This is a genomic window from Microbacterium sp. NRRL B-14842 (genome assembly GCF_050470785.1).
The window spans coordinates 1,713,334-1,731,005 of record NZ_JBFLUM010000001.1; the positions used below are offsets into that span (position 1 = coordinate 1,713,334).

Here is a 17,672-nt window from a genome sequence, read left to right on the forward strand (position 1 = left end):
GGCTGGCGGGATGACGTCCCGGCAGCTGCGCTTCCTCCGCGCCGCCGCCGTGTCCGCGATCGCCACGCTCCTCGCAGCCGTGTCGCACACGCTCGCCGGCGGCGCCGCTCCGCACCCCCTGCTCATCGCCGCCGTCGCGGTGCTCTTCGTCCCGCTCTCCGCCGCGGTGGCCGGCGGTCGGCCGTCACGCGCACGGGTCGCCGTGGCCGTGCTCCTGGCGCAGGCCGCGTTCCACCTGCTCTTCCAGCTTCTGGGTGCGCCCACAGCGGGGGGCGCGTCCGTCATCGGCACGCACGCGCATCACCTCGACCTGGGCGCGCTCGCACCGCTGTCCCCGGCTCCCGGCCCGGACACGCTGATGCTGTCGGCGCACCTCGCCTGCGCGGTGCTGACCACGCTGCTGCTGTGGCACGGCGAGAGCGTGTTGCGCGCGATCGCCCGCTGGTTCCAGGCCGCGCTCCGGCGCGCGGCGACTCCCACCTCCGCGCCTCCCGCACCGCCGCGTCCGCTGCGCTCCGCTCTCCGCTCTCCGCTCGATGCCGCGATGACCGTGGTGGTGTCGCGGCGCGGTCCGCCGGTGCCCGTCGGCGGCTGAGCCGCCCCGCCGACCCTGCCGTCCTCGAGAGACGGCCCCTTCGGGCCGCGCTGTTCCCGCGCGCCCCCACACGAGCATCTGGAGACCCCATGTCGAACCCCACCATCCACCCCCGCCGTCCGCGCCGCGCCCTCCTCGGAGCCACCGGCATCATCGGCGGACTCGCCCTCGCCCTCGCCGTCCCGGCGATGGCCGGCGCCCACGTCACCGTCAGCCCTGACGAGCTCGCCGCCGGCGACCACGGCGTGCTGACCTTCTCCTTCTCGCACGGGTGCGGCACCTCGCCCACCACAGCCCTGCGCGTCACCATGCCGGAGGGCCTCGCCTCCGTCGCCCCGACGCTCGACGGCGACTGGAGCATCCAGGTGGAACGCGGCGACGACGGTCTCGTGAGCGCGGTCACCTACGCCGCCCTCACGCCCGTGCCGACCGACCTCCGCGGCGCCGTGAGCATGTCGGTGGGACTGGACGAGGACACGCCCGAGACGCTCGCCTTCCCGGTGGTCCAGCAGTGCGTCGACGGGGCGACGGAGTGGACGCAGCTCGCCGAGAAGGGCGAGGACCCGCACGACCTCGACTCCCCCGCTCCCGTCGTGACGGTGACGGACAACGTCGAGGGCGGTCACGGCACGAGCACCGCACCGCAGCCCGCGACGGCCGACACCGGCGACGACGCCCTGGTCATCGCGCTGGGCGCCGGTGGCCTCCTGGCCGGTGTCGCGGCGCTCGTGGTCGCCGTGCTCGCGTTCCGCCGCCGCGCCTGAGCGTCCCGGGTCCGCCGCGCCCTGCTCCGGCGCGCGGCGGACCGACCCGCCCGGGGCGACACCGCCGTCATGAGAACATGGAGACGACATGTCGATGGAACAACAGCCGACCCTGCCCCCCGTGCTCCGCCCCGCGAACCCGCCCCGGCGCGAGCTGTCCGAACTCGCCTCCCGATTCGCCCGCTCCGTGCGCGGCGACGTGGAGGGCGTCGCTCTCAGTGGCATCACCCTCGCCACGGCGGACCTGCGTCCCGGCGAGGCGTTCGTCGCGATCCGCGGCGTGAACCGCCACGGCGCGGACTTCGCCAAGACCGCTGCCGAGAAGGGGGCGGTCGCCGTGATCACGGACCAGGCGGGCGCCGACATCGCCGCGGACGCCGGCCTCCCGATCCTCATCGTCGACGACCCCCGCGGCGTTCTCGGCGCGCTGAGCGCCTGGGTGTACGGCACGGGAGCGGAGGACCCGCTTCCCCTCCTCTTCGCGACCACCGGGACGAACGGCAAGACGAGCGTCTCGCACCTCCTCGAGGGCATCCTCGAACAGATGGGCGTCGTCACCGGGCTCTCCTCCACGGCCGAACGACACATCGCGGGTGAGGTCATCGTCTCGCGGCTCACCACCCCTGAGGCGTCGGAGATGCACGCCCTGCTCGCGCTGATGCGGGAGCGCGAGGTCGAGGCCGTCGCGGTCGAGGTCAGCGCCCAGGCCCTCTCCCGGCACCGTGTCGACGGCATCCGGTTCGACGTCGCGGGATTCACGAACCTCAGCCACGACCACCTCGACGACTACGCCGACATGGAGGAGTACTTCGAGGCGAAGCTGCCGCTCTTCCGGCCCGATCGCGCCGTCCGCGGCGTCGTGTGCCTCGACTCCTCCTCCGGGGCCCTGGTCGTGGAGCGCTCCGAGATCCCCGTCATCACCGTCGGGACGCCCTCCATCGCCGCCGACGCCGATCAGGCATCGCGAGCGGACTGGGTGGTCGTCATCGACGACGAGCGGACGACCGGAACGACGTTCACGATGACGGGACCGGCTGGCACGCTCACCACGACCGTCCCGGTGATCGGCCCCCACATGGCCGCGAACGCGGCGCTCGCGATCGTCATGCTGCTCGAGGGCGGCTATGCCTGGGAGCGGATCGTCGAGGCCCTGCAGCGCGACGGCGGCATCCACGCCTACCTGCCAGGGCGCACGCAGCTCGTCTCAGGCGCGCGGGGGCCGGCCGTCTTCGTCGACTTCGGCCACTCGCCCGACGCCTTCGAGAAGACCCTGGCCGCCGTGCGGCGGGTGACTCCCGGCAAGGTGCTCATGCTCTTCGGGGCCGACGGGGACCGGGACGCCAGCAAGCGCTTCGACATGGCCCGCACCGCGGTGGAGGGCAGCGACATCCTCGTCGTGACGGATCACCACCCGCGATTCGAAGACCCGGCGTCGATCCGCGCGACGCTCGTCGACGGCGCGCGTCGCGCCCGTCCCGACGCCGAGATCCACGAGTACTCCCCGCCGGAGGCCGCGATCGTGGCCGCCGTCGGACTCGTCGGCGACGGCGACGCGATCCTCTGGGCCGGCCCCGGGCACCAGGACTACCGCGACATCCGAGGGGTGCGGACGCCGTACTCGGCCCGCGAGCTCTCCCGGCGTGCGTTGAAGGCCGCCGGCTGGCCGGTGCCGGAGCCGCGCTGGCCCGTGCCGTACCCGGACGAGGACTGAGCCCGCGCCGCGTCAGACGGCGGCGATGAGCTGGTCGGCCTTCCGCCGCGCCCAGTCCTCGGCCGCCGCGAGCGATTCCACGGTCAACGCGTCCGGAGCGTCGTGCGCGTCGACGACCCGCTGCACGGTGTCGACGATGCCGAGGAACGGCAGGCGCCCTTCGTGGAACGCGTCCACGGCCTGCTCGTTGGCGGCGTTGTAGACGGCGGGGAAAGTGCCTCCGGCGCGCCCGACGGCCTTTGCGAGCGCCACCGCGGGGAAGGCGTCGTCGTCGAGCGGCTCGAAGGTCCAGGACGTCGCCGTGGTCCAGTCCAGCGGACGGCCCACACCGCCCACGCGGTGCGGCCAGTCCAGGCCCAGCGAGATCGGCAGACGCATGTCCGGCGGCGAGGCCTGCGCGATGGTCGAGCCGTCGACGAACTCCACCATGGAGTGGACGATCGACTGCGGGTGCACGACGACGTCGATGTCGTCGTAGGGCACGTCGAACAGCAGGTGCGCCTCGATGACCTCAAGCCCCTTGTTGACCAGGGTCGCCGAATTCGTGGTGACCGTGCGACCCATGTTCCACGTCGGATGCGCCAGCGCCTGTTCCGGGGTCACTCCGGTGAGCTCGTCGCGCGACCTGCCGCGGAACGGGCCACCCGAGGCCGTGACCACCAGACGGCGGATCTCATCGTGTGTGCCGGAGCGCAGGGCCTGGGCGAGCGCGGAGTGCTCGGAGTCCACGGGGACGATCTGCCCGGGTGCCGCGGCGGCGAGCACGAGATCACCGCCGACGATCAGCGACTCCTTGTTCGCCAGCGCGAGGGTCCGCCCCTCCTCCAGCGCAGCGAGCGTCGAGCCGAGACCGATCGAGCCGGTGATGGCGTTCAGCACCACATCGGCTTCGACGTCGCGGACCAGCTGCTCCGCCTCGACCGCGCCGAGAGCCGTGTGCTCCACCTGGAACTGCGCCGCCTGCTCGGCCACCATCGTGGCGTTCGACCCCGCGGCGAGACCGACGAGCTCGAAGCGTCGCGGATTGGCGCGGATCACATCCAGCGCCTGCGTGCCGATGGAACCGGTGGAGCCGAGGATGATGACGCGACGCATGACGCCAGCCTAGGACACGCCGCCGGCTCTCCCGGGCCGCGGCTACTGCTGCGGCTGGACCGGAGTCGTGGCGAGGATGTCGACGACGAACACGAGGCTCTCGTCCTGCAGCTCGTGCCCCTCGCTCGCGCCGTAGCCATCGGACGGCGGCATGACGACGAGAACCTGCGAACCGACCTTCTGACCCTCGAGCGCCTTCTGGAACCCGGCGACGACTCCCGTCGTCTGGAACTGGGCGGGGGCCGCATCGCGGCTCCAGCTGGAGTCGAACTCTTCGCCGTCGGACCACTTCACCCCGAGGTACTGGACCACGACGAGGTCGCCGGACGCCACCGTTGCGCCGTCGCCCTGCTTGAGGACGGAGACCTTCGTCTCGGTCGGCGCATCGCCGTCCGGGATCGTGACGGACGGCTTGCCATCGTCGTCGAGCTCGACCTCGGGCATGCCGGCGGTCGGCTCGACCTCCTTGCCGGAGGCGACCTCGGGGAGCCGGTCGACGGCCTCCGCGTAGACGACGATGTTGCTCTGCCCCTCACCGAGCGCGCTGCCGGGGATGGCGAGGACGACGCGGGATCCGACCGGCTCGCACTCGAGCGCGGCGACGAACAGCGACGACTGGTTCGGGTCGAGGAGCACGGGGAGCGTGCCGTCCTCGCCGCGCGCCGACGAGTCGACCACGTCGCCGCTGGCGGCATCGACGATCTGATACTGGACGGAGACGAGGTCGTTCGCCGCGAGGTCGTCTCCCTCGCCCTCGGACACGACGGTCCGCTCGACGTTCGCGAACTCCGCATCGGCGGGAACCGTGATCTTGGCGTCGAGACCTTCGCCGTCCACCTCGATGGCGTCCGAGGTGTCGCCGGCCTTCGCGTTCACAAGGCACTGGCTCGACCCGGAAGCGTCCGGAGAGGAGGTGCTCTGCGGATCGCCGTTCCCGGAGCATCCCGCCAGCAGCAGGGTCGCCGCAGCGACGGTGGACAGGACGAGCAGCGGACGGGTGCGCACAGGAAGACCTCACGATCGCGGGCGGGAGCTTCCATCCTGCCTCATCGCCCTTTGCTCGCGCTGGGAAGCGGCGGCGCGAGTCTTCATTCCCACGTCGGCATGGATCCGGGAGTAGCCTGCTCTGATGAGCTCTGAGCAGTCCGTGGACCCCGAAACCCCCTCAGAGGACTCCCCGAAGCCCCGGCACGCCGGCTTCACCTACACGCTGGGCCGCAGCCTCATCGCCCCGCTCGCCCGGCTCGTCTACCGGCCGCGTATCGAAGGACGTGAGCACGTCCCCACCACCGGCCCGGTGATCTTCGCCAGCAACCACCTGTCGTTCATCGACTCCATCGCCATCCCGGTGGCGGCTCCGCGTCCCGTGCACTTCCTCGCCAAGTCGAGCTACTTCGAGGGCACCGGCATGAAGGGCTGGGCGTCCAAGACGTTCTTCGAGGCGATCGGTGCGATCCCGGTCCGCCGCGGCGCCGGCCAGGCGGCGCTGGACGCCCTAGACCTGCAGCGTCAGCTCCTGGACGAGGGCCTCGCCGTCGCGCTCTACCCTGAGGGCACCCGCTCCACCGACGGCCGGTTGTACAAGGGCCGCACGGGCGTGGCCTTCCTCGCTCTGCAGACGGGAGCACCCGTCGTCCCCGTGGGACTCATCGGCACCGACAAGGTGATGCCGGTCGGCGCCAAGATGCCCACGCTGTCCGAGCGGATCACCGTGCGCTTCGGCGAGCCCCTGGATCTGTCGCCGCACGGACCGGCCACGAGCGGCCGCGCGCGCCGGCTCGCGACCGACGAGATCATGGCCGCGATCCACGCGCTCTCCGGACAGGAGCTCGCGGGCACCTACAACGAGGCGCCGGCTCAGAACACGATCGAGAAGATCAAGCAGGCGCTCCCGCACGAACGCCGCTGAGGAGTCCGTTCAGCCGGCGGCCGTCACCGTCGCTTCGTGCCGGACGGGGAAGTTGACCGAGTTGGCGATGAAGCACCACTCGTTCGCCTGAGCGTGCGCGCGCTCGGCCGCCTCGATCATCGAGGCCTCGGCGACGACGACCTCCGGGCGCAGCAGCACCTCGACGAAGGAACCGCCGCCGGCGCCGCTCTCGCGCATCAGGCCGCTCGCGGTGTCCCGGTAGGACACGACCACCACTCCGGCCGTCACGCAGGCGTGCAGGTACGACAGGAGATGGCACTCGGAGAGCGAGGCCAGCAGCAGATCCTCCGGATTCCACCGCGCCGGATCGCCGCGGAACGGCTTGTCGGAGGAGGCGAGCAGCTCGGGCTTGCCCGCGACTTCGATCGTGACATCGCGGCGGTAGTCCCGGTAGCCGCTCGTGCCGGATCCGGTGTTGCCGGTCCAGGTGGAGGTGAGGGCGTAGCGATGCTCGCCGAGGGACCGCGGAGTCGTCTGCTCTGGCATGCGCTCAGTCTGCCAGGTGCGGCCGACACGGCGCCGACTCGGCACCCGACCAGGCTGGGCCGGACCCGCCGGTAGAGTTGTCGGGTGCTGGAGACTCTCACCGTTCAGGATTCCGTCGAGCTCGCCGTCGTGGAGCGGAGCGGGTTCATCGAGTCGCGTCACGCCGGGGCGGCCGTGGTGCTCTCCCCCGAGGGCGAGGTGGTCGCGCGGCACGGGAATGCGGATGCGCTGATCCTCCCCCGTTCCAGCCTGAAGCCCCTGCAGGCGGTCGCCTGCCTCACCGCCGGTGCGGTACTCGAGGGCGAGCAGCTGGCGCTGTCGACGGCGAGCCATTCCGGCACCGATCGGCACGCCGAGGTCGTGCGCGAGATGCTCACCGCGGGCGGCCTCAACGAGGACGACCTCGCGTGTCCTCCCGCCTGGCCGAGCGACTCCGCGACCCGCGATGAGATGGTGCGCGAGCACGGCCAGGAGGCGCGCATCCGCATGAACTGCTCGGGCAAGCACGCCGCGATGCTCCGCGCCTGCGTCGCGACAGGGTGGCCGACCGACGGCTACCTCGACCCCTCGCATCCGCTCCAGGCGCACATCCGCGATGTGATCGCCCGGCTGACCGGCGAGAAGATGGCCCACACCGCGATCGACGGCTGCGGTGCCCCCGTGTACGCGCTCAGCCTCACCGGACTGGCCCGCGCGATCCACCGCATCGGAACCGCCTCCGAGCGCTCCCCCTTCGCGCTGCACCGCGTGGCGGGCTCGTTGGTGAAGGCGGTGCGCGAGAACCCCTGGACCATCGACGGCCCCGGGCGCCCTGACACGATCGCGATCGAACGGCTCGGGGTCTTCGCCAAGGGCGGCGCGGAGGGTGTCATGGTGATGGTCGCCCCGAACGGGACCACGGTGGCGCTGAAGATGCTCGACGGCGGCGCACGCGCGTCCACGATCGTGGCCGCCACGCTGCTGGCACGCGCGGGCGGGCTCAGCGACGCCGACGTGACCGGACTGGCCGACTCCCTGCCGCTCACGGTGCTCGGAGGCGGCGCGAACGTCGGCGCGATCCGTCCGGGTGCGGGCATCTGACCCGACCTCGTCGTCCCCGTGCCGCTGACCGTCATCGCCGGTCCAGCGCCGGGAGGACCACCCGCCGGGGAGGGCGGTCTCCGATCACGGACCAGGCCCGCCCGGCGTCCGGTCGCGCGTACGGCGGCTGAGCGCGGATGCCGACGAGCTGGCGGAGCTCGCCGGGCCGCTCCGCCCGGATGAGCACCTCCCCCTGCGATCGCACCCGCTGCCACAGTGCCCACTGACGCTGCCAGTTCTCGGCATCGCCCACCAGCACGAGCGGTCGCCCCGTTCCCCTCACCTCCGGACCCACCGCCTGTACGTCGCAGTCGGGATGCGCGGCCGCCAACGCCGCGACGACGCCGACGACGCCCGGGGTGACCAACGCCGTGATCTCCGCCTGCGGCACCCACACCGGCGTGCTCCCCCGCAGCTCTCCGGAGCGCGACTCCACCCCGGGACCCTCGACCCAGGCGAACTGCATCTCCCGCTCTCCGCACACGGCCCTCCCCGGCGGACGATCGCGTCGGAAGTGAGCGACCTCGCCGCCCGCGGCGATGTGCTCGACGCGGGTCGGCATCCGCAGCAGGGCCCGACGCGGGAGTGCCTCCAGCACGCGGGCCAGCGGACCCGTCGCCCGACCGGCCGCGAGCACCCAGGTGACGGTGGCCGATGATCGCACCAGCTGCTCCCACCGCTGGACGAACTCGTGGCCGACGTCGAGAGGCAGGCGCGCGTGGAGCAGATCGAGATCATCCGCGAGCACGACGTCGGGTGGCGCCGTGCCGCCCTCGACCCACGCGGCGAGCAGGTCGACGGCCGCTTCGGGATCATCCGGGAACCACCCGCTGTGGCGATGCTGCGCCGCGATCACACGCAAGGCTGTCGTCCGCCCCGTTCCCGGGGCGCCGAGGACCACGAGCCCGCGGTCGCGGCCAGGATGCAGAACCTCCAGCGGCTGCGCCTGATTCTCGGGCTCGTCAGCGCGTCCGAGCACCAGGCAGGGCCCGGCTTCCGAAGGCGCGGACCCTGCCCGAGCGGTCAGCAGCGCGTCGAGCGGGAGGCGCGTCGGGAGAGCGGGTCGCCACGGAGGTGGAGACGTCGGCGCTCCCGCCCATCGCTGCGCAATCCGTCGGATGACGTCGTCATCGGTGAGGGCGATGCGCACCGGCAGCGGCTCGTCGTCCTGCGGGCGACGGAGGAGCGCACGGCCTCGGCCCTCCGCTCCGCCGGGAAGCTCGGCGGCGCCGGAGGTGCCGAGCATCGCCCTGCTGTCAGAAGTCTCGGCGACGCGCAGGCTCAGCCGCAGCGGGCAGTTCGTCGCGAGCGCATCGCGGATGACCCCGGCGGCGCGCTGCGTGCCGAGGACCAGGTGCATGCCCAGGGCGCGCCCCCGCGCCGCGACGTCGGTGAACACCGCCGCCAGCTCTGTGTGCTCCTGCAGCAGGGCGGCGAACTCGTCGACGACGATCAGGAGTCGGGGAAGGTCGGTCTCACGCACGTCGCGCGCCTGCGCCGCCGCGAGGGCACCCTCACGGCGGCGCATCTCTGCGGCCAGGCTGGCGACGCCGCGCCGCGCCTCCGTCTCGTCGAGGTCCGTGAGGACGCCGACGACCTGCGGCAGCTCACGCAGGCGATCGAAGGCCGTCCCTCCTTTGAAGTCCGCGAGGAGGACACTCACCCGCTCCGGCCCGTACCCCGCGCAGACGGCGGCGACCCATGTGATGAGGAGTTCGCTCTTGCCTGTCCCCGTCATCCCCGTCACGATCGCGTGCGGGCCGTCCTCGACGATGTCGGCCATCACCGGGGCATCGTGTGCTCCGCGACCGAGCGCCACGAGGAGGCCTGGGCCCACCGGTGGCTGCGGAAGGTCCCGGAGCGCCACCGCCGCCCCGGTCGCCTCCGTCGCGGACCCTTTCCCGCCGCACAGCTCGGCGGCCGCCGTCGCCTGCGCCGACGACAGGTACTCGACGTCCACCCCGTCCTCGCCGTCCGGGGTGCGCAGAGTCGCCGCACCGGGTTCCACGATGTCGACCACCGTCGTGATGCCGTCAGGAACGTCCGCACCGGTCGGCAGGGTCCAGATCACCGCATCGGCGCTCGGGGCCGATGCGGCCTCCTCTGCGAGGGCGAGCCGGAAACCACCGCGTCGCGCCTGCTGCATGTGCGGGAAGCCCGCCAGCGCCCCGTCCCGCGCCGGGTCGCCGACGAGGGAGAGCACAGTCGGGGAGAAGCGGAGACAGAGCTGGACGACGAGCGCACGTGCGGCGGCCCTGGCGAGCGGCTGCGGGCCCCGCAGGCATACTCCTCGACCGAGGAGGACGACCCGCGGCGCGTCTTCCAGGACACCGCACCGGCGGCGGAACGCAGCGGTGCGCTCGTCGTCACCGCCCTCGCAGCGCACGGTGCTGACCCGGGATCCGCGTCCCACGACGAGCGGAGTGTCGTGGTCGGGCGGCCGGGCATCCTGCAACGGGCGGCTGCGCAGACACGAGGCGGCATCCGGGTGACGACGTTCCTCGTCTGCGCGCTCCTCCGCGTGGCGGCGGTGCAGCTGGGCTTCGACCTCTGCCCATGCGGCGTCCATCCGGAGCACCTCGGCTCGCCGTTCGCGACGACGTCCGCGGGCTGCGTCGAGGAGCGACGCGCCCAGCATCAGCGGCCCGAGAGCCGCGAACCAGAGCGCATGCAGCGCACCGGTCGTGAACCAGAGAGCCAGACCGACTCCCACGGGGACGACGGCGGCGATGAGGGGAAGCGGGCGCCGCCGGGCCGGCGCCATGGCGGACGGGAGGACCAGGGGCGAGGAGTGCATGCCTCCAGTGGAGCTCACCGCCGGGGCGGATAGGGCCTCTCCACAGGGTCCGGAGCGCTACTCCCCCGAGTCCGCGGGTGGGGAGGAAGGATCCTCGGGATCGTCGACCTGCAGCACGATCACGGTGACGTTGTCGCGCCCTCCGTTGTCGAGGGCCGCCGCGAGCATCGCGTCGACGCTCTCCGCGGGGTCGGCATGAGCGCGGAGGAAGTGCTGGATGCCGTAGTCCGTGAGCTCCTTCGTGAGACCGTCGGAGCAGATGACGAAACGGTCGCCCGGCCGCACGTCGATGGTGACGTAGTCCGGCGCCGTGAGCTCGCTCGCACCGACCGCGCGGGTGATCACGTTGCTGTACGGGTGGCCCTCCGCCTCTTCGGGACTGAGCTTGCCGGCGGTGATGAGCTCCTGCACGACGGAGTGATCGGTCGTGACCTGCAGCAGCCGGTCGTCGCGCAGCAGGTACACGCGCGAGTCACCGATGTTCAGTGCCACCCAGTGCGGCTCGTCTCCCTGTTCGTCCAGGTAGACGCCGGTGAGCGTGGTGCCGGTCCCCTCGTCGGTGGTGTCCGGGTGCTCGGCGATGTCGTCTACCGCGAGCGCGAGAGCCTTCTCGATCGCGGAGGGGGTGACGTCGTCGGCATCGACCATCGCCCGCAGGCGCGCGACTGTGCTCTGACTCGCGATCTCCCCGCCGGCATGACCTCCCATGCCGTCCGCGACGATGAAGAGCGGGTACTCGGCGAGGAGGGCGTCCTGATTCGTCTCCCGGCGGCGCCCCTGGTCGGTGACGCCGGCCCAGGACAGCCGCAACGGACGATGCGCAACCGTGAGGGTGTGCGTCTTGGTCTCAGCCACGAACTGCCTCCGATGGACCTGCGGCGGATGGGGCGGGCGCAGGATACTCACACATCGTAGTGGAACTCGCTCCTCGGGACCGCACCGGGATGGCGGTGGACGGGGCGCGGGGCGACGGGAGGAGGGACGACTTCCCTCCGCTGCGACGAGTCCATGTCTCCACGTTAGCGGCATGTGGGGACACGGAGGAGCCACGGACGCGAAGAACCCCCGATCCGAAGACCGGGGGTTCTCCTCATGTCGTCACGCAGGCGGCTGCGTGGGATCGTTCGGTGTGGTCGGCGGAGCCGGAGGAGCGGCGGGAGGAGCCGCGGGCGGGGCCGGAGGCGTCGTGGGCGGAGCCGCGGGAGGCGCCGGAGGCGTCGTGGGCGGCACCGGAGGGATCGGCGCACCCGTCGCCGGGGCGGTGGGGCCGGCGGGCGGCGCGTAGCCGGGTGCCGAAGGCGGCGTGTACGCCTGCGTCGGCGGCGCGTAGCCCTGCGGCGGGGTGCCGTAGCCCTGCGGTGCCCCATATCCCTGCGGCGCACCGTAGCCCTGCTGCGGGGCGGCCGCTGCCGGCTGGACGGGAATGCCGTCCCACACCGTGCGGTCGCCGAGGAAGCCGTTACCCGCCCAGGAGGCCGGCTGGATGTTCGGGTTCCAGCGCGACTTGTCGAACGCGTTGATACCGAGCCAGACGACGGAGAGGAAGACGTAGAGGACGACCCAGACGGCGTCCTTCTGGAGCTTGAGGCCCACGCGCCACGCGGCGATGACCGAGAGCACCGAGAGCGCGAGCGAGAACAGGAAGCCGATGCCGATCCAGCTCAGCAGGGCCGTGCCGGCGATGCCGTACAGGACGAGCCACGGGCTCAGGTCACCGAGCTTGAAGAAGATCATCATGTTGTAGACGGGCACCCAGGCACGCCAGTTGCCCTGCACGCCGGCCTTCTGGAAGATCTTCATGTAGAAGAGCGACACCAGGACGTACCCGGCGACCGCGATCAGCAGAATGACGAAGAAGTAGGCGAAGAGCAGGCCGAGATAGCCCGCTCCGTAGTCGTCGTAACCCATGAGGCTCACATTCTCTGGTCAGGGGAGACGGCTCTCGTCCCCCGCCACGAGACTCCCCGCCTCGCATTGGACATGGTAGCGGTGCGCCCAGGGGGCGGCAACGACCGCCGGGGGCGATTCGCCGGCCTCGGGACCGTCAGTCGGCGACGACCAGCTCGATCTCCCCCGGTGCGGCGCCTTCCCGCAGAACGACGTCGTGCGCCCGCGCCCACCGGTGCAGCCCACGGAGCGAGCCGAGACGCGGCCGGTCCTCGGAAAGTGCCCGGACGAGCAGCCCCTTGGACTTCTTGTTGAAGTGGTTCAGCGCCCTCCCCTGCGCCGTGACGACCCGCACGTACACGGACGGCACCCCGGCCGGCACGGGTCCGAGTGCCGCGTACGCCTCGCTGCGCAGATCGAGCACGAAAGCCGGGGCATCGGCCGCGATCGCCGCCGCCGTCGGATCGGCCCAGTGGCGACGCAGCGGCGGCATCCCCGGAAGCGTGGTGCCGGCTGCCAGGCGATAGGTCGGGATCGCGTCCAGGGCCGCGACCGGGCCGAACGGAGCGCTGTGAATCCACACGTGGGCGTCCAGCCAGCGACGGGAGGCGGTCGAGAGCGACGCCGCGTCGAGGGCGTCGAACAGTACACCGGTGTAGCGGTCCACCGCGGGCATCGTGGGCGCGCTCCTCATGACACGGTTGTGCGCGATGTCCCCCCGCTGCCGATCGCTCAGCTTCAGCACGCGCCGGCTCGCGTCCTCATCGGCGGCGAGAGCGACGAGAGCGTCGATCACGGCGGTCCGCTGCGGTGTGAGGTCCGGGAGTGCCAGCGCGGGCACATCCAGCGGGCCGCCGTCACCGCCCTCGCGCTTGGTCTCGGACGGCGGAAGCAGGATCTTCATGGGACCTCAGGGGAAAGAGACGCGTCCGCCTCGACACCCGGGCGGGTGTCGAGGCGGACGCGATGTACAGGACTGTCAGGAGATGAGTGCCGCGTTGCCGGCCACGATCGTCAGGAGGTCGCCCTCCATGGAGAGGAAGCCGTCCTGCGCGTTCGCCAGCACCTTGGCGCCATCCGTCTGGGTGATCCGGACCTGACCCTCGGCGAGGATGGCCAGCACCGGCTCGTGACCGGACATGAAGCCGATCTCGCCCTCGACGGTCTTGGCGACGACGAGGCTCGCCTCTCCCGTCCAGACCTCCGCGTCGGCGGAGACGAGGCTGACATGCAGCGCCATGGTCAGGCGTTCTCCTTCTGGATCTGCGCCCAGCGCTCCTCCACGTCGGAGATGCCACCGACGTTGAAGAAGGCCTGCTCGGCGACGTGGTCGAAGTCACCCCGGGTGATCGCATCGAACGACTCGATGGTCTCCTTCAGCGGCACGGTCGAGCCCTCGACGCCCGTGAACTTCTTCGCCATGTAGGTGTTCTGCGAGAGGAACTGCTGGATGCGACGTGCACGAGACACGACGATCTTGTCTTCCTCGGAGAGCTCGTCGACACCGAGGATGGCGATGATCTCCTGCAGCTCCTTGTTCTTCTGGAGGATCTGCTTCACCGTCGTGGCCACGCGGTAGTGGTCCTCGCCCAAGTAGCGGGGGTCCATGATGCGCGACGTCGAGGTCAGCGGGTCGATGGCCGGGTACAGACCCTTCGACGCGATCTCACGGGAGAGCTCGGTCGTCGCGTCGAGGTGCGCGAAGGTCGTGGCCGGGGCCGGGTCGGTGTAGTCGTCGGCCGGCACGTAGATCGCCTGCAGCGAGGTGATCGAGTGACCGCGCGTCGAGGTGATGCGCTCCTGCAGGAGGCCCATCTCGTCGGCGAGGTTCGGCTGGTAACCCACGGCGGAGGGCATGCGGCCCAGCAGCGTGGAGACCTCGGAACCGGCCTGCGTGAAGCGGAAGATGTTGTCGATGAAGAGCAGCACGTCCTGCTTCTGCACGTCACGGAAGTACTCCGCCATCGTCAGAGCCGACAGGGCGACGCGCAGACGCGTCCCCGGCGGCTCGTCCATCTGGCCGAAGACGAGGGCGGTCTTGTCGAAGACGCCCGCCTCCTCCATCTCGTGGATGAGGTCGTTGCCCTCACGGGTGCGCTCACCGACACCGGCGAACACCGACACACCACCGTGGTCCTGCGCGACGCGCTGGATCATCTCCTGGATGAGGACGGTCTTGCCGACACCGGCACCACCGAAGAGACCGATCTTGCCACCCAGCACGTACGGGGTGAGGAGGTCGATCGACTTGATGCCCGTCTCGAACATCTGCGTCTTCGACTCGAGCTGGTCGAAGTTCGGGGCCTTGCGGTGGATCGGCCAGCGCTCGGTGACCTCGATGGTCTCGCCGGGCTCGAGGTTCAGCACCTCGCCGATCACGTTGAAGACCTTGCCCTTGGTCACGTCGCCGACGGGGACCGAGATGGCCTCACCGGTGTCGCGCACCTCCTGACCGCGGACGATGCCGTCGGTCGGCTTCAGGGCGATGGCGCGGACCAGGTCGTCGCCGAGGTGCTGCGCGACCTCGAGCGTGATCTCGGTGGACTCCTCGCCCATCACGATGGTGGTCTTCAGGGCGTTGTAGATGTCGGGGATCGAGTCGTGCGGGAACTCGATGTCGACAACCGGACCGTTGACGCGGGCGACGCGCCCGACGACCGCGGTCGCCGGCTGCTCAGCCGTGGCGGTGGTGGTCATTTCTTCGTCTCTTTCCTGAGGGTCTGTCAGCTCGATGCGAGAGCGTCGGCGCCACCGACGATCTCGGCGATCTGCTGGGTGATCTCGGCCTGACGCGCGTTGTTGCGCAGGCGGGTGTAGTCGGTGATGAGCTTGTCGGCGTTGTCGCTGGCCGACTTCATCGCCTTCTGCGTCGCGGCCTGCTTGGCGGCGGACGACTGCAGGAGGGCGTTGAAGACGCGGCTCTGGATGTACACCGGCAGGATCGCGTCGAGCACCGTCTCGGCGTCGGGCTCGAACTCGTACAGCGGGTAGACGGTGCTGCCCGCCTCCGAGTCGTCGGCCTCCGCGATCTCCAGCGGCAGCAGGCGCACGGACTCCGGCGACTGCGTCATCATGCTGACGAAGCGGTTGTACACGAGGTGGATCTCGTCGACGCCGCCGTCCTCGCCGCCACGGTTGAAGGCCTCGAGAAGCGTCTGCGAGATCTCCTCCGCCGTGTGGAACGAGGGGGTGTCGGTGTCGCCGGTCCACTCTGCAGCGGCCGCGATGCGACGGAACTGGAAGTACCCGACGGCCTTGCGGCCCACGAGGTAGAACACCGGCTCCTTGCCCTGCTCGCGCAGGAGCTCCGCCACCTCGAGACCCTCACGGAGGATCTGCGAGTTGAAGGCTCCGGCGAGACCGCGGTCCGACGAGAAGATCACGACCGCGGAGCGGCGGATCGTCTCGGGCTCGCGGGTGAGCGGGTGGTCGACGTTCGAGTGCGTCGCGACGGCGGACACGGCCCTCGTCACGGCCCGCGCGAAGGGGGTGGACGCCTTGACGCGTGCCATCGCCTTCTGGATGCGCGAAGCCGCGATGAGTTCCATCGCCTTCGTGATCTTCTTGGTCGTCTGAGCAGAAGAGATCTTCTGCTTGTAGACCCTGAGTTGAGCGCCCATGAATCAGTACCTCACGCGGTTACGCGCGACGACCCTTGACGATCTTCTCCTGGTTGACGTCCTCGGCCTCGGCCGCAGCGTGCTCCTCGTGGCCAGGGGCGCCGATGGCGTGGCCCTTGCCGCCCTGGAACTCCAGGAGGAAGTTGTCGGTCTGCTTGTCGAGCTCGGCGACGGTGGCGTCGTCCAGCACGTTGGTCTCCCGCAGACTGTCGAGCACCTTCGTGTTGCGACGCAGGTAGTCGAGCAGCTCGCGCTCGAACCGCAGCACGTCCTCGACCTCGATCGAGTCGAGCTTGCCGTTGGTGCCGGCCCAGATCGAGACGACCTGCTCCTCCACCGGGTACGGCGAGTACTGCGGCTGCTTGAGCAGCTCGGTCAGACGGGCACCGCGCGAGAGCTGACGACGCGAAGCGGCGTCGAGGTCCGATGCGAACATCGCGAACGCCTCGAGCGAGCGGTACTGCGCCAGCTCCAGCTTCAACGTTCCGGAGACCTTCTTGATCGACTTCACCTGAGCGTCACCACCGACACGCGACACCGAGATACCCACGTCGACCGCAGGACGCTGGTTGGCGTTGAAGAGGTCGGACTGCAGGAAGATCTGGCCGTCGGTGATCGAGATCACGTTGGTCGGGATGTACGCCGAGACGTCGTTCGCCTTGGTCTCGATGATCGGAAGACCGGTCATCGAACCCGCACCGAGCTCGTCGGACAGCTTCGCGCACCGCTCGAGCAGACGGGAGTGCAGGTAGAAGACGTCGCCAGGGTAGGCCTCGCGGCCCGGCGGGCGGCGCAGCAGCAGGGAGACGGCACGGTAGGCCTCGGCCTGCTTCGACAGGTCGTCGAAGATGATGAGGACGTGCTTGCCGCCGTACATCCAGTGCTGGCCGATGGCCGAACCGGTGTACGGAGCGAGGTACTTGAAGCCGGCGGGGTCGGACGCCGGAGCCGCCACGATGGTGGTGTACTCCAGAGCGCCGGCCTCCTCGAGCGCGCCCTTCACCGAAGCGATGGTCGAGCCCTTCTGACCGATGGCGACGTAGATGCAGCGGACCTGCTTGTTGACGTCGCCGGACTCCCAGTTGGCCTTCTGGTTGATGATCGTGTCGATCGCGATGGCCGTCTTGCCGGTCTGGCGGTCGCCGATGATGAGCTGGCGCTGGCCGCGGCCGACCGGGATCATCGCGTCGATGGCCTTGATGCCGGTCTGCATCGGCTCGTGGACCGACTTGCGCTGCATGACGCCGGGGGCCTGGAGCTCGAGCTCGCGGACACCCTCGGTCGCGATCGCGCCGAGGCCGTCGATCGGGTTGCCGAGCGGGTCGACAACACGGCCGAGGTAGCCGTCGCCGACCGGGACGGAGAGGACCTCACCCGTGCGGGTGACTTCCTGACCGGCCTCGATGCCGGTGAAGTCGCCGAGGACGACGACACCGATCTCGTGCTCGTCGAGGTTCAGCGCGAGACCCTTGGTGCCGTCGGCGAAGGTCACGAGCTCGTTCGCCATCACGCCGGGAAGTCCCTCGACGTGAGCGATGCCGTCGGCGGCGTCGATGACGGTGCCGACCTCGGTCGCCGCGGCCCCGGTGGGCTCGTACGCGGCGGCGAAATCCTTCAGCGCGTCACGGATGACGTCGGGGCTGATCGATAGTTCTGCCATTGTCTTCCCTTTGTATCTGGGTGCGCGGTTCCCCGCGCGAAGTCGTG

Annotated in this window: 16 protein-coding genes; 5 read left to right on the top strand and 11 right to left on the bottom strand. The window is 70.7% G+C overall.

Annotation, left to right across the window (positions count from 1 at the left end; all coding sequences use genetic code 11):
• The first annotated feature begins 10 nt into the window (after positions 1-10).
• From AB1285_RS08595 to AB1285_RS08605, 3 genes are all read left to right on the top strand, one after another.
• Entirely contained in the window at positions 11-595 is a 585-nt protein-coding gene (locus tag AB1285_RS08595; protein ID WP_187663833.1) for a hypothetical protein, read from the top strand.
• 89 nt (positions 596-684) lie between these two features.
• Complete coding sequence (locus tag AB1285_RS08600; protein WP_429977461.1) at positions 685-1,359, top strand: YcnI family protein; 675 nt, start codon at positions 685-687, stop codon at positions 1,357-1,359.
• 94 nt (positions 1,360-1,453) lie between these two features.
• A complete protein-coding gene (locus AB1285_RS08605; protein WP_187664138.1) occupies positions 1,454-3,070 on the top strand; it encodes a Mur ligase family protein in 1,617 nt (538 codons plus the stop codon).
• 12 nt (positions 3,071-3,082) lie between these two features.
• On the opposite strand, the gene dxr is transcribed toward AB1285_RS08605, so the two are convergent.
• Complete coding sequence (gene dxr, locus AB1285_RS08610; protein ID WP_187663831.1) at positions 3,083-4,165, bottom strand: 1-deoxy-D-xylulose-5-phosphate reductoisomerase; 1,083 nt, start codon at positions 4,163-4,165, stop codon at positions 3,083-3,085.
• A 42-nt stretch (positions 4,166-4,207) separates the two neighbouring features.
• Positions 4,208-5,170 carry an FKBP-type peptidyl-prolyl cis-trans isomerase gene (locus AB1285_RS08615; protein WP_187663830.1) on the bottom strand — a complete coding sequence of 321 codons (963 nt, stop codon included), beginning with the start codon at positions 5,168-5,170 and terminating at the stop codon, positions 4,208-4,210.
• Between the two features lie 124 nt (positions 5,171-5,294).
• Here AB1285_RS08615 and AB1285_RS08620 point away from each other — a divergent pair, with 124 nt between their 5' ends.
• Entirely contained in the window at positions 5,295-6,074 is a 780-nt protein-coding gene (locus AB1285_RS08620; protein WP_259953685.1) for a lysophospholipid acyltransferase family protein, read from the top strand.
• Between the two features lie 9 nt (positions 6,075-6,083).
• On the opposite strand, the gene AB1285_RS08625 is transcribed toward AB1285_RS08620, so the two are convergent.
• Positions 6,084-6,581, bottom strand: a complete 498-nt coding sequence (locus AB1285_RS08625; RefSeq protein WP_370428773.1) for an OsmC family protein — start codon at positions 6,579-6,581, stop codon at positions 6,084-6,086.
• A gap of 84 nt (positions 6,582-6,665) precedes the next feature.
• Between AB1285_RS08625 and AB1285_RS08630 the strand changes: the two genes are divergently transcribed.
• Entirely contained in the window at positions 6,666-7,661 is a 996-nt protein-coding gene (locus AB1285_RS08630) for an asparaginase (RefSeq protein WP_259953683.1), read from the top strand.
• A 31-nt stretch (positions 7,662-7,692) separates the two neighbouring features.
• Here the strand turns inward: AB1285_RS08630 and AB1285_RS08635 are convergent, their stop codons facing one another.
• The 8 genes from AB1285_RS08635 to atpA all read right to left on the bottom strand — a co-directional run bounded on the left by AB1285_RS08635 (position 7,693) and on the right by atpA (position 17,625).
• Positions 7,693-10,458 (bottom strand): FtsK/SpoIIIE domain-containing protein, encoded by a 2,766-nt coding sequence (locus tag AB1285_RS08635; protein WP_370428772.1) that lies wholly within the window; start codon positions 10,456-10,458, stop codon positions 7,693-7,695.
• 57 nt (positions 10,459-10,515) lie between these two features.
• Entirely contained in the window at positions 10,516-11,313 is a 798-nt protein-coding gene (locus AB1285_RS08640) for a PP2C family protein-serine/threonine phosphatase (protein WP_187663825.1), read from the bottom strand.
• A 243-nt stretch (positions 11,314-11,556) separates the two neighbouring features.
• A complete protein-coding gene (locus tag AB1285_RS08645; RefSeq protein ID WP_370428771.1) occupies positions 11,557-12,366 on the bottom strand; it encodes a large exoprotein in 810 nt (269 codons plus the stop codon).
• A 136-nt stretch (positions 12,367-12,502) separates the two neighbouring features.
• Positions 12,503-13,249, bottom strand: a complete 747-nt coding sequence (locus tag AB1285_RS08650) for a YaaA family protein (RefSeq protein ID WP_370428770.1) — start codon at positions 13,247-13,249, stop codon at positions 12,503-12,505.
• Positions 13,250-13,324: 75 nt separating this feature from the next.
• Positions 13,325-13,585 (bottom strand): F0F1 ATP synthase subunit epsilon, encoded by a 261-nt coding sequence (locus tag AB1285_RS08655; protein WP_370428769.1) that lies wholly within the window; start codon positions 13,583-13,585, stop codon positions 13,325-13,327.
• A 2-nt stretch (positions 13,586-13,587) separates the two neighbouring features.
• The gene (gene atpD / locus AB1285_RS08660) at positions 13,588-15,042 is read right to left on the bottom strand and encodes a F0F1 ATP synthase subunit beta (RefSeq protein WP_187663822.1); all 1,455 of its coding nucleotides are present in this window, start codon (positions 15,040-15,042) and stop codon (positions 13,588-13,590) included.
• Between the two features lie 26 nt (positions 15,043-15,068).
• Positions 15,069-15,965 (bottom strand): F0F1 ATP synthase subunit gamma, encoded by an 897-nt coding sequence (locus tag AB1285_RS08665; RefSeq protein ID WP_187663821.1) that lies wholly within the window; start codon positions 15,963-15,965, stop codon positions 15,069-15,071.
• A 19-nt stretch (positions 15,966-15,984) separates the two neighbouring features.
• The gene (atpA, locus tag AB1285_RS08670; protein ID WP_370428768.1) at positions 15,985-17,625 is read right to left on the bottom strand and encodes a F0F1 ATP synthase subunit alpha; all 1,641 of its coding nucleotides are present in this window, start codon (positions 17,623-17,625) and stop codon (positions 15,985-15,987) included.
• Positions 17,626-17,672: the final 47 nt, after the last annotated feature.

Excerpts from the sequence above, each read along its gene's own strand:
- AB1285_RS08595 (WP_187663833.1), top strand. The coding sequence starts at position 11 with ATGACGTCCCGGCAGCTGCGCTTCCTCCGCGCCGCCGCCGTGTCCGCG.
- AB1285_RS08650 (WP_370428770.1), bottom strand. The coding sequence starts at position 13,249 with ATGAAGATCCTGCTTCCGCCGTCCGAGACCAAGCGCGAGGGCGGTGAC.
- AB1285_RS08655 (WP_370428769.1), bottom strand. The coding sequence starts at position 13,585 with ATGGCGCTGCATGTCAGCCTCGTCTCCGCCGACGCGGAGGTCTGGACG.
- AB1285_RS08620 (WP_259953685.1), top strand. The coding sequence starts at position 5,295 with ATGAGCTCTGAGCAGTCCGTGGACCCCGAAACCCCCTCAGAGGACTCC.
- atpA (WP_370428768.1), bottom strand. The coding sequence starts at position 17,625 with ATGGCAGAACTATCGATCAGCCCCGACGTCATCCGTGACGCGCTGAAG.
- AB1285_RS08635 (WP_370428772.1), bottom strand. The coding sequence starts at position 10,458 with ATGCACTCCTCGCCCCTGGTCCTCCCGTCCGCCATGGCGCCGGCCCGG.
- atpD (WP_187663822.1), bottom strand. The coding sequence starts at position 15,042 with ATGACCACCACCGCCACGGCTGAGCAGCCGGCGACCGCGGTCGTCGGG.
- AB1285_RS08600 (WP_429977461.1), top strand. The coding sequence starts at position 685 with ATGTCGAACCCCACCATCCACCCCCGCCGTCCGCGCCGCGCCCTCCTC.
- AB1285_RS08625 (WP_370428773.1), bottom strand. The coding sequence starts at position 6,581 with ATGCCAGAGCAGACGACTCCGCGGTCCCTCGGCGAGCATCGCTACGCC.
- AB1285_RS08645 (WP_370428771.1), bottom strand. The coding sequence starts at position 12,366 with ATGGGTTACGACGACTACGGAGCGGGCTATCTCGGCCTGCTCTTCGCC.
- dxr (WP_187663831.1), bottom strand. The coding sequence starts at position 4,165 with ATGCGTCGCGTCATCATCCTCGGCTCCACCGGTTCCATCGGCACGCAG.
- AB1285_RS08605 (WP_187664138.1), top strand. The coding sequence starts at position 1,454 with ATGGAACAACAGCCGACCCTGCCCCCCGTGCTCCGCCCCGCGAACCCG.
- AB1285_RS08665 (WP_187663821.1), bottom strand. The coding sequence starts at position 15,965 with ATGGGCGCTCAACTCAGGGTCTACAAGCAGAAGATCTCTTCTGCTCAG.